The following is a 14,229-nucleotide window of genomic DNA, read 5'->3' as shown; positions in this document are numbered from 1 at the left end:
CGAAATTTAATTAAATTTCATCTCCATTTGCTATAGTTATCCTAAGAAAGGAGTGTATATGAACACAAAAATTCTTGGCAATATAGGCGAAGATATAGCCCTTGCCTACCTGAAAAAACAACGCGGCTACACCGTATTATGTCGCAATTACCGCTTGCGCACGGGAGAAATTGATATTATTGCCGCACATAACCGCACGTTGGTCTTTATTGAAGTAAAAACGCGCAATTCCCTACAATGCGGACACCCGGCCGAAGCCGTTTCTCCGCATAAACAAAAACAAATTATCCGTACTGCCGAAATGTATTTATCCGCCCATAATATAACCGATATGCCCTGTCGGTTCGATGTCATTGAAATCTTTCCCCGCATCTCGCCGCCCCGCCAAGTCCATCATATTATTCATGCGTTTTTACCGTCATCTTAGGAGGTATTATGTTTGCACGTATTTACGGTTCCACCATTTTAGGTCTGCAAGGTAATATTATTACAGTCGAAACCGATATCGGTAACGGCTTACCTTCCTTTGAAATTGTCGGGCTGGCAACAACCGCCGTAAAAGAATCCAAAGAACGCGTACGTTCGGCCTTAAAAAACAGCGGCTATGAATTTCCTATGCGTCGCATCACCATTAATTTGGCTCCTGCCGATTTAAAAAAAGACAGTGCCGGTCTGGATATGGCTATCGGCCTGGGGATTTTGGTTGCCGGCGGTCAACTGCCTCCCGCAGCCGCCAACCGCACACTGTTTATCGGCGAATTGGCCTTAGACGGCAAAATCCGTCCGGTAACAGGAATTTTACCCATGCTGCTGCAAGGACGTGCGCAAGGATTTACAACCGTATTCCTCAGCTCCGAAAACGAAGCGGAAGGCGCGCTTTGTCCGGACATGACCGTCTATCCGGCACATACCTTAACGGAAGTATACGAACACCTTTGCCGCCGTACGCCCTTAGCGGCCGCGGAGCTCACCGCTAAAGAAGCGGGAGAACCCGAGTACAAAGTGGATTTTTCAGAGGTACAGGGACAATATATGGCAAAACGCGCCTTGGAAATTGCCGCCGCCGGCGGTCACAATGTACTCATGGTAGGATCGCCCGGCGCCGGAAAGACCATGTTGGCAAAGCGCATTCCCACCATCCTGCCGCCGATGAATTTACAAGAATCCATGGAAGTAACGAAAATTTATAGTGTATCCGGCTTATTTCACGATGCGCACATGCTGACCGAACGACCTTTTCGCAGCCCCCATCACACCATCTCCATGGCCGGACTGATTGGCGGCGGCAGCATTCCCAAACCGGGAGAAGTGACCCTCAGTCATAACGGCGTCTTATTTCTCGACGAATTACCGGAATTTCCCCGCGCCGTCCTGGAAGTATTGCGCCAACCGTTGGAAGACGGACGGGTACACCTTTCGCGTGTGCAAGCCGCCTTATCATATCCGGCCCGGTTTATCCTGATTGCCGCCATGAATCCCTGCCCGTGCGGCTATTTACACGATGCGGATCATGCCTGCTCCTGCACCGCCGGAGAAATTCGTCGCTATGTGCGAAAAATTTCCGGTCCCCTCTTGGACAGAATTGACTTGCACGTTCCTGTCGAACGGCCGAAATATGCGGAACTGACCGCTACATTGCCACAAGAATCTTCCCTGACAATTCGCCGCCGCGTATTAGCCGCACGCCGGCGCCAATGCCGCCGACTGGCACCTTATCAGCTGTACTGCAATGCGCACATGGGACATCGTGAAATAAAAGAAACCTGCCCCATCGAACCGGCCGGACAGGAATTATTGGAACAAATATTTGAAACCCTGAAACTCAGTGCCCGCAGTTTTGACCGCATCATCAAAGTAAGCCGTACCATTGCCGATTTGGCGCAGGCCGATACAATTACCGCCGAACACCTTGCCGAAGCGGTAAGTTACCGTAATACTCTCCCCAAAACCTAAAAGAAAGGAACTGTTTCCCCATGGAACCTGAACTCTTATACTTGGCGGCACTCCAAAGTGTCCCCGGCTTGGGCATTCATCGCTTACGCACCCTATTGCATACGTTCCCTACTGCACAGGCCGTTTGGCAAGCCCCCGTCGCCGCATTACGCACTTGCAAACTGCCGGCCTCCGTAATAGAAAACTTACAAAAACATCGGCAACAATGGTCTGCGGAAGACCTGTTAAAAAAATTAAAAACCTATAACACCCGCCTCCTTTCCATTCACGATCCCGCCTATCCCGACTTGTTAAAAGCCACCGCTTCGCCGCCATATATTCTGTATTATCAGGGCGTCTTACCGCCGCCGCATACCCTCAGTATCGCCGTTGTCGGGGCCCGTAAAGCCACCCCCTACGGAGGAAATATTGCGCAGACGCTCTGTCGAACCTGGGCCCAAAACGGCATCGTCATTATTAGCGGCGGTGCCCGCGGAATTGACACCCGCGCCCATCGCGGCGCCCTGTCGGGAAAAGGAAAAACCTTTGTTGTCGTGGCCAGCGGCTTGGATATAACCTACCCGCGGGAAAATAAAAAACTGTTTGAAGAAATTGCGGCCAACGGCGGCGGTATCATCAGTGAATATCCCTTCGGTGTACCGCCGCAAGCCCCCAACTTTCCCGCCCGCAACCGTCTTCTCGCGGGCTTGTCACACGGTACCGTCGTAGTCGAAGCGGCGGCACGAAGCGGGTCATTAATTACCGCCGATTTCGCCTTGGAAGAAGGACGGGACGTATTTACTGTTCCCGGCAGCATTTATTCACAAATGAGCCGCGGCAGCAATGCCTTATTGCGAAACGGGGCCATTCCCTTGACCTGTGCCGAAGATTTACTGGAAGAATACCATCGCACAGCCCCCGTCGCAGCGCCGACCCGCCCTTTCACCCTCTCTTTAGAAGAAGAAACCTTACTGCACGCCATCTCCTACGAAACTCCCGTTTCTTCCGAAGACCTGCTGGTAAAAACAGGACTGCCCGTTACCCGCTTAACTGCCTTATTGCTCCAACTGCAACTCCATCAGCTCATTGAAACTTGGAACGGTACCCAATATATACGAAAAGCCGGCACCTAATCGTGCCGGCTTTTCGTATATTAAGAAGGTCGCTTTCCTTTCCGCAATTCAAATACACTCACTTCCCGGGAACAAAGAATGCGCACAGGCAACCAATCGCCGGTACCGCGATTAACATAGGCATACGAAGTATGATTACTATACAACCCGCGCAAATAAGGAAAAATACCGGCGCGAATCATCGGTGCCAAAGGAGCGATCTGTCCGCCGTGCGTATGCCCGCATAAAGTCAGCGGAATCTGTGCCGCAAACGCTTCCCGAATAAACGCCGGATGATGCGCCAACAAAATAAAAAATGCCTCCTGCCGCACAGACTGCAACGTCCGTTCCATGAATTGCCGTCGCTCTGCAGCAAACCTCTTCCCCTTGGCAAAACTGAAATCTACAGCGCCTATATAAAACGATCGCGGATCGTTGCCGCCACGGTCGTGCAAACCGACGCCTCCGCCTGCCGACACACAATAGGACGTATTCTTTAAAATACGTATACCCGTAGTTCGCAACATCGCCGTAATTTTTTCTACATTGCGATAATACTCATGATTACCGTAACAAAAATCCATGCCGTCCCGAAAAAGTTTTCCCTTTTCTTGTAATATATCCCGACACGGGCGCAGCAAGGATAACTCATCAATTAAATCACCTGTAATTTCCAACCGATCCGCCCCGGCATACGCCGCCAATTCCATAGCTTCCCCTAATTGCTGCGGGCGAAAAAATAATCCCATATGAGGATCGGAAATTTGCGCAATCCTGTACCCGTTCAAATAATCCGGTAAATCGGGAAAATATAACGTATGCCGGGTCAACGCCAAATGGCGACTTCCCTGTACATTACAAAAAGCGGCCGCCCCCATAGTAACAATCGGTACGGCAAAGGCCGCACGGGTAACAAATTCTCGTCGGGACACCCCTGCAACATCCCCGATTTTCTCCCCTTTCGGCTTTCTCCACGCACGGAAAAAAAATACCATGCCTAAAACCCCTACCGGCGGCGCCGCCAGGAACAACCCCAACACCACCGATAAGGATACGATACCTACCAATTGCGTATCCCCGGTAAAAGAATGCAACGCGATATACGGAAAAGCCACTGCATACCAAAGAAAAACCGACGTGGCAAAAGCCCATAAAAACACGATCGCCTTGCCGGAATAAAGCTTACGGACATGTCCGATTTTTTCTAAAATAAATGCCGTCAACACGGCTCCTATAGACAAGGAAATCATAAAAACAACAAAAAAACTCCCCTTCATGCTTCCAACGCAGTAAGCTTACCATGCGGTCCCGCCCACGGAACCGTAGTATACGCCCGGATCGGTAACCACTGCCACTCCTTTCCGGAAAGCAACGTTCCGCCGCACCACGTACCGGCATAAATCGTCAACCGCCACTTTTTATGAGAAAATACATGTTCCCGGGTCGCTAACGGATGCGACTCTATCGCCACCTGTCCCCCGACTTGCGCCAATAATTGTCGCACCGCTTCCCGTCCGTCAGGTCCCTTTCCCGGGACATTGGGAAATTCCCACATAGAAGCCAACAAACCGGTAGGCGGTCGGCGATGAATGAGCCACGCTCCCTGTTTTCGGATCATAACCACCGTCCGGTTTTCAACAGGCACTTTTTTGCGCGTTACCCGTATGGGCAACTCCTTTTCTCTTCCCGCGCAGTATGCCCGACACATCGTCATAAGCGGACAAACCTCGCAATGCGGCGTTTTAGGAATACATACCATAGCTCCGAAGTCCATTAACGCTTCATTAAACATGCCGGCTTTTCCCGTCGGTAATTGAGCCGCCACTAATTGCGTAATTTCTTTTTTTACACGACTGCTCAAAATATTTCGTGCAATCCCGTATACTCGCGCAAAAATTCGCAACACATTCCCGTCCACCGCCGTTTCATCCTGTCCGTAAGCGATACTTAAAATGGCCCCGGCCGTATATTCGCCTATCCCCTTTAACGTCCGAATTTCTTTTGCGGTTTGCGGCACCGTACCGCCATATTTAGTCATTACCTCCCGCACCGCCGCATGTAAATTACGTGCCCGCGAATAATATCCCAACCCTTGCCACTGCCGCAATACTTCATCCGGTTCGGCCGCCGCCAAGGCTTCCATAGTGGGAAATACGTGCAGCCAATTTTCATAATAAGGTCGTACCGCTTCCACCTTCGTCTGCTGCAACATAATCTCCGCCACCCATACATGATACGGATCACGAGGCTCGGTTCGCCACGGCAAGTCCCGACGATGTTGCGCAAACCAAGCCAACAACCGCGGACTCCATTGCCGCTCGTTTATAGTTTCTATTACCATTTTACTTGCCACCTTAAAATCGTTTCTATTAATTATACCGCATTCAGTTCAAAAAAGGCAGTACGTATGCTACAATAAGACATATAAAAAGAAGGAGCATCTGCTATGGCACAAAATCCCTTAAACCATTTGCTCAAATACAATATGGACGTCGGAAAAACAAAACCCGATACGGTACACCGTAAAGCAACTTATTGCCCCTTTTGCGATGTGACGCACCTAAAAAACATTCTCGAAAAAAGAGGAACTATGATTTGGCTGGAAAATGCCTATCCCGTATTAAAAGACTCTTGGCAGACCCTGGTCATCGAAAGCGACGACTGTAACGGCGACTTTTCCACCTATACGCCGTCCTATGCCTTGCGCTTAGTGGAATTTTGTCTGGAAAAATGGCACCAAGTAAAAGCCATGCATGAATTTGCTTCCGTGCTGTTTTATCGCAACTACGGATACATGGCGGGCGGCAGCATCCATCATCCGCATACGCAAATTGTCGGCTTGAAACATTATGATTACCATGAAGACATTAAACACTACCATTTTGTCGGCACGCCTATCCTCTTGGAAAACACGGTGGAACTGAATCTCTCCTTACGCCCCATTATCGGATTTTATGAAATCAATTTCATTCTCAAAGATCTCGGCGCCTTAGCCTGTCTTGTCCGCTACATGCAGAAGACAGCACGCTTTTTACTGCGTCGTTTCGGCGACCTCAGTCACAGCTACAATATCTTCTACTATGATTTTCCGGACGACACAAATATATATATAAAAATGGTTCCGCGCTTTTTAACGAACCCGCTCTTTGTAGGCTACATGGTTCCGCAAATTGCCACGGAAGAGGCAGCCGAACCTTTCGTACAACACCTCAGGCAAGCTGTCCTTACATAGAAAGGATATGCCATGCGTTTATTTGCAATTGGAGATTTACATCTATCCGGTCATCCGCCAAAAAAACCGATGGAAATATTCGGTACGCGGTGGAAAAACCACTGGCAACGTATTCAGGAAGACTGGAAAAAAAGAGTCGGCGAAGAAGACACAGTCTTAATCGCCGGTGATACTTCCTGGGCCATGCGCCTGCGCGAAGCGCAAGAAGACTTAAATGAAATTCGCGCCTTACCGGGAAAAAAAATAATCATTCGCGGCAACCATGACTATTGGTGGGAAAGTGCCGGTAAATTAAACCGTCTGGATGCCGCAAACCGTATGCACTATCTCTACGGCACAACCGTATACACGGCGGACCGACAATTTGCCGTTTGCGGCACACACGGCTGGATTTGCCCCGGCGACAATCACTATCGGGAAGAAACCGATGCCAAACCCTATCGCCGCGAATTACTGCGCGTAGAGCGAACCCTGCAGGAAGCGGTCGCCTTACATTGTCGTTGCACAATTTTACTGCTCCACTATCCTCCCGTATACGACCTGACCAAGCCGAGCGGCTTTACGGATTTACTGGAAAAATACCATGTTCCCCTTTGTATTTTCGGACACCTCCACGGCTTGCAGCCGCATACCGTATTCCCCCGTATTTATAACCATACACTGTTGCACCTCGTATCCGCCGATTATCGGGAATGCAAACTCTTAGAAATTAAATTGGATGAAAAAGGAGTTCCCTATGAGTCAGATTGCTAAAAAACACTTACTTGCCGGCATTATTTTCGGCGATCCCGAAACGGGAGAATACATCTACTTGCCGGGAGGAGAAGTCGGCGTCCGGGAACCGCTGTGCGTATTTGAACACGCCCGACAGACAGAAGATATATCCTTGGAAAAAGCCGGCGAATTGGTAGAACACCTCACATTAAAACCTTGCACCCATCCCCGATTGGGACACCGGTCTTTTTAACCGCATAAATTATATGATAAAAATTTCAAATTAATAAAAAAACGGCTTCTTACGATGTATCCCCATCGTAAGGAGCCGTTTTACTATTTGTTAAAAGAAATACGTAGCCTGTATTCTTGCATAATCACCTAATTTAAAGTTTTCAGGTCCCATTAACGTATATCGCGGTTGTGTCCCCTGCGCATTAAACGTATATGAACCTTGCCACAAAATATGACTTTGGGAAACATATGAACCGCCGATGGTAAAGCTCTTGACGCCATCTAAATACGTATCCGGTAAAACTTCCGTACCGTTACCGCCGAAAAATGCCCCATGTTCCATATGCTTATAATCCAAGAACGCATTCCAACTATGCGGCATATTAGGATCGGCTTTACCGATATCCAGCCGCAATATCCAAAACGCCGGTACCGATCCCGATTCTTTTCCCTTATATGTAAAAGTAGAAGAGCCGTACGGATGTTCATACCGCATATTGCTATGGAGATACCGGGCAAACTGCGTATTATTTCTCCCGTACTCTGCAGAAATAACGGCATTATTTTCCCATCTATATTTCATGCCGATAGCCGTAACATTGGCCATCGTTCCCAAAACAGTCGCCTCATTATTCGTCCCGTTAAGAGAATAGTAGACCTTATTTTTATCATGAAGAGAATGAAAATACCATGCCGACACATCCAAAGCCGGAGTAAGGGAGCGCGTAACCTGTACAAAGGCCGCTTTGTTTACAGGGGCAATACGATCTATATGCAAATTTATTCCTTGATCCTTAATACAACGACCAATAGCCTTTGCCAATGCCTGCCGCGGCAAATACGTACCATGATCTAATTTATCTTGAAAACTATAATATATATTTTTAAATATATTCACTCCGGGAGAAAAATTCCAATAATTATTAGTATATTTTGTGTTTTTTATTATATTCTCATATTCTCCTATTATATTTTGTTTTTTCCACCCAATCACCTTGCCACCGTCTTCTACAATTTTTTTGTCCATATCTTGTTCAGCTCGTGCTATAATTTTCTCTTTATAAGTATTCCAAAACTGCAGTCTGAAAGCAGAGCCATCGCCTTCCAATATCCGCGGATCATCCCAATCTATGTGTTCACGTGCAATTTCCCAAGCAGCATTCCATATCATATTTATGTGCTTTTCGTTTCCATCTTTATCTTTATACCAATACGGTATATCATGAGAAAAGTTTATAGGAGCACAATTCAATTTATCATATTCCATATTATTACGTCCATATGCGGTTTTCATGATCTTTACTAACCGACGCATAATTGCATATTTTTCTTGTAAAGTTTTCGCACGCTTTAATTGTTGTGCAAATTGAATATTCTTTGTACTATTAGGTACAATATGCTCTTTTGGTACAACATAATCGCTTCCCGGATTGAAAACCCCTGCATAACCTCTTTTATACCCGATAAATTCCGATGCCGTAGGCACTCGTAAAAACTCGCCATAAGTTAAGCAGGTATAAGGAGAACGTTCAACCCCCGTATAAGCGCTGAAATCACCGCCGCCCACATGTATGCGTGTCTTCTTATCGGCGTACGCCAAGCGAACTCCGTCATAGGTTTTTCCGAACCAATAGCCGGTAATTCCCAACGGTTCATGCAATCGCCCTAACGAAACATCCCAACGACCGGAATGGCCGGTAAGATCGACTGTATCCAGCCGACTCGGCTGCAACCCTTTTGTTGACTCCGTACGCTGATTACCGTCTGCCCCTGCACTGCCTACTACCGTTAAAAACAAGCGATTATTCCATTTCGCCTTCATTCCTACGGAAAATTGCTGTTCCCATATCTGCTTGCCTTCCCCGCATAATACAGACGCCGCATCCGTAACAATATTATTTTTCATTACCGTAGGTTGTACTCGCGGCAATCCGCTCTGCCAATTATACCGCATCGTGTACTTCCCATAAAAATCTATGCCGGTTTTTCGATGTTCGTTTTCCGCTACCCGCCGCTTTTCCTTCCGGAAAGCGACTTTTTCCGAGCGAACAGATTCTTTCGTACTATAAGATGCGGAAACCGGCGCATCGCCCCATTTTAAATTGATTCCCAAGCGATAGGTCCGTTCCGGCAACGCGCGATCATCATCCCTATAATTAAATACGTTATCAACACCGATATACGCCGATACATCTTTGTTCCACCGTTTTTGTAAAAGCCAATGCCACAAACCGAATGTTTTTTGTTTATAAGTAATCGCCTTATTATTTTGAAAAGCATATTCTATAATAGATTTATCGGGATGAAAAGGGTCGGGTCGGGAAAATACATAATTACCGCCACCGGCCAAACTATTGCTGTCCAACATATGAATATAATAATTTCCCCAAAGAGAACTGCTCCAACCATGTTTATGATCGGTATACGTCACCCCGATATCCATCTTATGCACAGGTTTATCCAAAATTTGTTTCGGCAATTCCGGATTGCTTTTATTGACAGCATGAAGGTACGTATAGCCCAATTTAACCTGCCAATGATTAGCAAAAGTATGTCCCCATTCCAATTCCATACCGCTAATATCCGCACAACCGATATTTTTAAAACTATATATCAAATCAGGAGCGGCCAGCCATTTATCTTGCCCTCGTTTCGTGGTTTCATTAATATAAGGAGAAAAATCCATCACTCCGCCTGTAAAATACGTCGTCATATAATCGCGAATATGATTATAAAACACTCCCATTTTAGCATACGTATTATTATTTTCCCCTTCCAACGCCAGCGATACATTCACCGATTTTTCCGGTTTCAGCTTGGCATTGCCCAACCAATACCATCCCAATCGCGCCTTACCGCCGCCAATAATCTTCTTGGCCAACTCCGGATCTTGCCGACTGATAACCTTCCCGTTCGCATCTAAAGGATTCCCGTCTTTATCTTTTTTATAGTCATATCCCAACGGACTGCTGCCGAACATTTCCCAATTATAATAAAGCTCCCCTAATCCGGGCTCCGTATATCCCGTACCGACATTCATTTTAATACGACGATGCGCATTCCCTTTAACATAATGGGTAACGCCTATATTCCCTGTCAGATACGCCCCGAAGATGCTATGATGATCCCACCGCACAATCGGTGTAATCATCGTATTTTTATTCATTTGATACATATCCGACAACACAATATATTGTTTTCGTATACTTGCTTCCCCTTCAATTTGCTTATTGATCCTATTTTTAAATTCTTCTCCGAAAGCTTTCCCGTTAAAATATACATGTTGCTTAGTATAATAATATTCCGGTCCATCTGTTCCATCCCAACCGTCTCCACCTTGTACCACTGCATTTCCTTTATTCTTAGGTTCATTTTTTAATTGGGAAATAAATTTATCAAATTTTTTTGAAACTTCCATATTATTATAAATTTTAGATAAATAAATTTCACCGTCATCGTCCTTGTACTCCAAATAATCTTCATAGGTAAACTTAGGCAATACAGTATGCGGATTTTTTTCATCATACCCATATTGTTCATAATTATAATCCCATACAAGCGTACCGTTCTTACCGATTTTCCATTTATAATTATGAATAGTAGAAACAGGCTGTTTAGTTTTTTCATCTATTTTTAAACTCTTATCATACTCCCACGGATCAATTTTACGAACATACACATGCGGTGCATTTTTCAAGCGACTGCCTGTACCTTGTTCATAAATAAAACCGGCATGGAGAGAAACAAGATGTTTATCATTTACTTGTTTTTCAATAGACACTTTTGCCGAAGATTGTCGATGGTCCACATTATCTACATAATTTAATATATTTTTTCCTTCTTGAACGGAATTCGCATATTCACTGGTCAAGACAACATCCGCTTCTTTCATCCGCGAAGAAGTGACGGACGCTTTCCATGACAGATTCTTCCCGTCATTTCCCTGCCAATCCCAATGATATTTATTCCGTTCTACACTACGCTTAAAATGTTGAACAGGTTCTAGCGGAGAGTCGGAATGCTTGGAATATTTATCCATATTTTCAGAATATTTTTTTATTTCAACGTTCATCTTATTGTGAGCATTCACATCATAATTCAGCAGAATTCCGCTATCCATCGTTGTTCCATAATATCGCAGAGAATTCTTCACACCGTCCATGCCATGATAGTCAAAAAAATCGGCAGACGCCGAATGCTTTAATCCGGAAGCCGCATAAATAGGCGGTACATCTCGTTTATTTCCATAAATGGCAAACGATACTTTGCCTACTTTTCCCGAATCGGCTCGCAAATACATAGAATTATCCGGAAACAGCTCGTCGTTTCCGGCACGTCTCCGTCCTTCCGCATGATACGAAATTCCGGCATATTTCATCGGCTTTTTCGTAACAATATTGACTACTCCGCCAATCGCATCCGCGCCATATTCAGCCGTAGCGGCGCCACGAATAATTTCAATTCTTGCCACATTTTCCGTTCCTAATCGTTGCAACTCATCAGCCGCACCATAAAATTTGGCGAAATCCCCCATCACCGGTTCCCCGTCAACCAAAATAAGCGTATGCCTCGGTTCAGCACCTCGAATAGATACGCCGACTCGCCCCATCGCATCAACAGTACGAACAACGCCCACTTCATCAAAAATAATATCTTCTACCGACTTTGCCTGCTTTTTAGCAATATCGGCAGCCGTAATAACCGTAATAGATTGCGAATTATTCTTAGCTTCTTCCTGTGCTGCATTCGCTTTTACCCATACATCCTTCGTCACCGCCGGTGCTTCTCCTGCGGCATATACCGCCGGCACCAGCAACCAAGTCAATACGGCACAACAAATAGCTTTTTTACGTGCATTTTGCAATTGTCTATCCAAATAAACCCCCTCCTTATCCATAATGCAACTAAAAAATAGTCTAATTGAAATTAAAAATCAACTCCATTTAGACATAAAATACTCCATTCGGACATTTATTTTTCTCTTATCCCTATACATACGTTTTTTCAAAAAAATCAAAAAAGTTCTTGCCAAGTAACATGAAATAGTGTAATATATTTCATGTGCTTACAAACAAGCCGCCTACTCTATGGATCATTAGCTCAGTTGGTAGAGCACCTGACTCTTAATCAGGGTGTCCAGGGTTCGACCCCCTGATGATCCACCAAAACGGAACGTACGTGTCTTTTATAGATACGTGCGTTTTTTTATGTCCCGAACGGCTGCGCGAAAAGCGGCGTACTTATGGGCGCTCCCGATTCCCGACAGTATCGCCCCGTATGACTGTATCTCTATTATAAAAAACCTTTCTGTCCCTATCTTTTTTATATATACAATGGTATAATAGTTGAGTTATGTAAAAGGAGGTCTCTATGTTAGAGAAATTTCAAAACTTAAAAATCAGCGAAGTCATTCTGCAAGCGTTAAATGCCATGGGCTTTGAAGAACCGACTCCGATTCAGGCGGAATCTATTCCGGTAGCCTTACAGGGGGCCGATATGATCGGCCAGGCCCAAACAGGGACAGGAAAAACAGCCGCTTTCGGGATTCCCGTCTTAGAAAAAATATTAAAAAATGAACCGACCCAATCTATTCAAACTGTCGTTCTCTCTCCTACCCGCGAATTAGCTATGCAAGTAGCCGAAGAACTGAATCACTTGGCGCAATGCACGACGATTCAGGCCCTGCCGATTTATGGCGGCCAAGATATGGAACGGCAATTACGTCGGCTGCGCAAACACCCGCAAATTATTGTGGCTACACCGGGACGACTGATGGATCATATGAAACGCGGTACTATTGATTTGAGCGATATTCATACGATTGTCCTGGATGAAGCGGATGAAATGTTGGATATGGGATTTATTGATGATATTAATACCATCATGAGTGCCACTCCCGACACGCGTCAAACGCTTTTATTCTCCGCCACCATGCCGAAACCGATTCAACAATTGGCGGAAACTTTCTTACATGAACCGCAAATCATTCGCATGAAAGCAAAAGAAGTAACCATGGATTTAATTGAACAATCCTATATTGAAACGCCGGATCGACAAAAGTTTGATGTTCTGTGTCGTCTGTTGGATCTGCAAGAACCGGATTTAGCCATTATTTTTGTACGCACCAAACGACGGGTGGATGAAGTGGCGGAAGCCTTGAAAAAACGCGGCTATTCTTCGGAAGGGATTCACGGCGATTTGACGCAAGCCAAACGCGACAGTGTCATTCGCCAATTCCGCGAAAAAACCATTGATATTTTAGTCGCTACGGATGTGGCAGCCCGCGGTTTGGATATTAGCGGCGTAACACATGTATTTAATTATGACCTGCCGCAAGATCCGGAAAGCTACGTCCATCGTGTGGGACGTACCGGTCGTGCCGGTAAAAGCGGCGAAGCAACCACCTTTGTCATTCCTCGCGAAATGGAACACTTGCGCGCCATTGAACGCCTTATTAAACGCCATATTACCAGACGTAAGGCACCTACGTTGGCACAAGCCTTGGAAGGCGCGCAACAGGCGGCAATTCGTCGTTTAATCAATACGGCGGAAGATGAACGTTCCGGCCAATATCGCGGCAATGCGGAAGAACTTCTTTCCCATTATGACTCCATCACGCTTTTGTCCGCCGCTATTAAATTGCTCACCAAAGAGCCGGATATGACGCCGGTAAAAATTACCGAAGAAGCGCCGCTGCGCATACGTCGCGCCAATCGTCGCACCGATCGCGGCACCCATCGTCCGGGTCGTAAACGCAAAGAACATGCCGAACGGGACCGCAACCATGCGTCGCGGGAAGAACACAGTGAAAAACGTCGTCATTTTGCTCCGCGCACTCGCACATCCAAGGATGCCGGAAAAGCGGCCCGTAAAGAACGAACCCAAACGAAAGAGCCGAATCGTTCTGTTTTTAAACCGTATTTTAAAGATTAACCTCCCTTCCTGTGTGAAATAAAAAAACAACACGCCTTGCCAAAAAACCTGAGCATATAAAAAAATGCACTC

Annotated in this window: 10 protein-coding genes and 1 tRNA gene; 8 read left to right on the top strand and 3 right to left on the bottom strand. The window is 46.0% G+C overall.

Annotated features, from left to right (window positions below; translation table 11 throughout):
* Window positions 1-58: 58 nt before the first annotated feature.
* From HMPREF1039_RS02140 to dprA, 3 genes are read left to right on the top strand one after another with little or no spacing between them, the layout of a single operon-like run.
* Complete coding sequence (locus HMPREF1039_RS02140) at window positions 59-427, top strand: YraN family protein (RefSeq protein ID WP_007390747.1); 369 nt, start codon at window positions 59-61, stop codon at window positions 425-427.
* A gap of 8 nt (window positions 428-435) precedes the next feature.
* Window positions 436-1,953, top strand: a complete 1,518-nt coding sequence (locus HMPREF1039_RS02135) for a YifB family Mg chelatase-like AAA ATPase (RefSeq protein WP_007390751.1) — start codon at window positions 436-438, stop codon at window positions 1,951-1,953.
* 20 nt (window positions 1,954-1,973) lie between these two features.
* Window positions 1,974-3,065: a DNA-processing protein DprA gene (dprA, locus tag HMPREF1039_RS02130; protein WP_007390744.1), complete on the top strand. Its 1,092-nt coding sequence runs from the start codon at window positions 1,974-1,976 to the stop codon at window positions 3,063-3,065.
* A gap of 20 nt (window positions 3,066-3,085) precedes the next feature.
* Here the strand turns inward: dprA and HMPREF1039_RS02125 are convergent, their stop codons facing one another.
* The gene (locus HMPREF1039_RS02125) at window positions 3,086-4,294 is read right to left on the bottom strand and encodes a metallophosphoesterase (RefSeq protein ID WP_235720024.1); all 1,209 of its coding nucleotides are present in this window, start codon (window positions 4,292-4,294) and stop codon (window positions 3,086-3,088) included.
* 23 nt (window positions 4,295-4,317) lie between these two features.
* The gene (gene mutY / locus HMPREF1039_RS02120) at window positions 4,318-5,385 is read right to left on the bottom strand and encodes an A/G-specific adenine glycosylase (RefSeq protein WP_007390755.1); all 1,068 of its coding nucleotides are present in this window, start codon (window positions 5,383-5,385) and stop codon (window positions 4,318-4,320) included.
* Window positions 5,386-5,490: 105 nt separating this feature from the next.
* On the opposite strand from mutY, the gene HMPREF1039_RS02115 reads away from it, so the two are divergent.
* The 3 genes from HMPREF1039_RS02115 to HMPREF1039_RS02105 are packed head-to-tail and all read left to right on the top strand — an operon-like array spanning window position 5,491 to window position 7,243.
* A complete protein-coding gene (locus HMPREF1039_RS02115; RefSeq protein ID WP_007390758.1) occupies window positions 5,491-6,276 on the top strand; it encodes a DUF4931 domain-containing protein in 786 nt (261 codons plus the stop codon).
* A 12-nt stretch (window positions 6,277-6,288) separates the two neighbouring features.
* On the top strand, window positions 6,289-7,029 hold the full coding sequence (locus HMPREF1039_RS02110; protein WP_007390759.1) for a metallophosphoesterase: 741 nt from the start codon (window positions 6,289-6,291) through the stop codon (window positions 7,027-7,029).
* Window positions 7,013-7,243 carry a hypothetical protein gene (locus HMPREF1039_RS02105; RefSeq protein ID WP_007390750.1) on the top strand — a complete coding sequence of 77 codons (231 nt, stop codon included), beginning with the start codon at window positions 7,013-7,015 and terminating at the stop codon, window positions 7,241-7,243. The genes HMPREF1039_RS02110 and HMPREF1039_RS02105 overlap by 17 nt, the downstream gene beginning before the upstream one ends.
* A 90-nt stretch (window positions 7,244-7,333) precedes the next feature.
* On the opposite strand, the gene HMPREF1039_RS02100 is transcribed toward HMPREF1039_RS02105, so the two are convergent.
* The gene (locus HMPREF1039_RS02100) at window positions 7,334-12,100 is read right to left on the bottom strand and encodes a TonB-dependent receptor plug domain-containing protein (RefSeq protein WP_007390760.1); all 4,767 of its coding nucleotides are present in this window, start codon (window positions 12,098-12,100) and stop codon (window positions 7,334-7,336) included.
* Window positions 12,101-12,313: 213 nt separating this feature from the next.
* Between HMPREF1039_RS02100 and HMPREF1039_RS02095 the strand changes: the two genes are divergently transcribed.
* Window positions 12,314-12,389 (top strand) — tRNA-Lys (locus HMPREF1039_RS02095).
* Window positions 12,390-12,594: 205 nt separating this feature from the next.
* Entirely contained in the window at window positions 12,595-14,157 is a 1,563-nt protein-coding gene (locus HMPREF1039_RS02090) for a DEAD/DEAH box helicase (protein ID WP_007390742.1), read from the top strand.
* Window positions 14,158-14,229: the final 72 nt, after the last annotated feature.

This window comes from Megasphaera lornae (genome assembly GCF_000214495.1).
Taxonomy (GTDB): domain Bacteria; phylum Bacillota; class Negativicutes; order Veillonellales; family Megasphaeraceae; genus Megasphaera; species Megasphaera lornae.
Note: the sequence above shows the minus strand (reverse complement) of the source record. Positions and strands in the feature narration are given on the sequence as shown.

What these genes read in the sequence shown, in the direction of transcription:
- HMPREF1039_RS02105 (WP_007390750.1), top strand. Translation starts at nt 7,013, where the DNA reads ATGAGTCAGATTGCTAAAAAACACTTACTTGCCGGCATTATTTTCGGC.
- mutY (WP_007390755.1), bottom strand. Translation starts at nt 5,385, where the DNA reads ATGGTAATAGAAACTATAAACGAGCGGCAATGGAGTCCGCGGTTGTTG.
- HMPREF1039_RS02135 (WP_007390751.1), top strand. Translation starts at nt 436, where the DNA reads ATGTTTGCACGTATTTACGGTTCCACCATTTTAGGTCTGCAAGGTAAT.
- HMPREF1039_RS02110 (WP_007390759.1), top strand. Translation starts at nt 6,289, where the DNA reads ATGCGTTTATTTGCAATTGGAGATTTACATCTATCCGGTCATCCGCCA.
- dprA (WP_007390744.1), top strand. Translation starts at nt 1,974, where the DNA reads ATGGAACCTGAACTCTTATACTTGGCGGCACTCCAAAGTGTCCCCGGC.
- HMPREF1039_RS02140 (WP_007390747.1), top strand. Translation starts at nt 59, where the DNA reads ATGAACACAAAAATTCTTGGCAATATAGGCGAAGATATAGCCCTTGCC.
- HMPREF1039_RS02125 (WP_235720024.1), bottom strand. Translation starts at nt 4,294, where the DNA reads ATGATTTCCTTGTCTATAGGAGCCGTGTTGACGGCATTTATTTTAGAA.
- HMPREF1039_RS02115 (WP_007390758.1), top strand. Translation starts at nt 5,491, where the DNA reads ATGGCACAAAATCCCTTAAACCATTTGCTCAAATACAATATGGACGTC.
- HMPREF1039_RS02090 (WP_007390742.1), top strand. Translation starts at nt 12,595, where the DNA reads ATGTTAGAGAAATTTCAAAACTTAAAAATCAGCGAAGTCATTCTGCAA.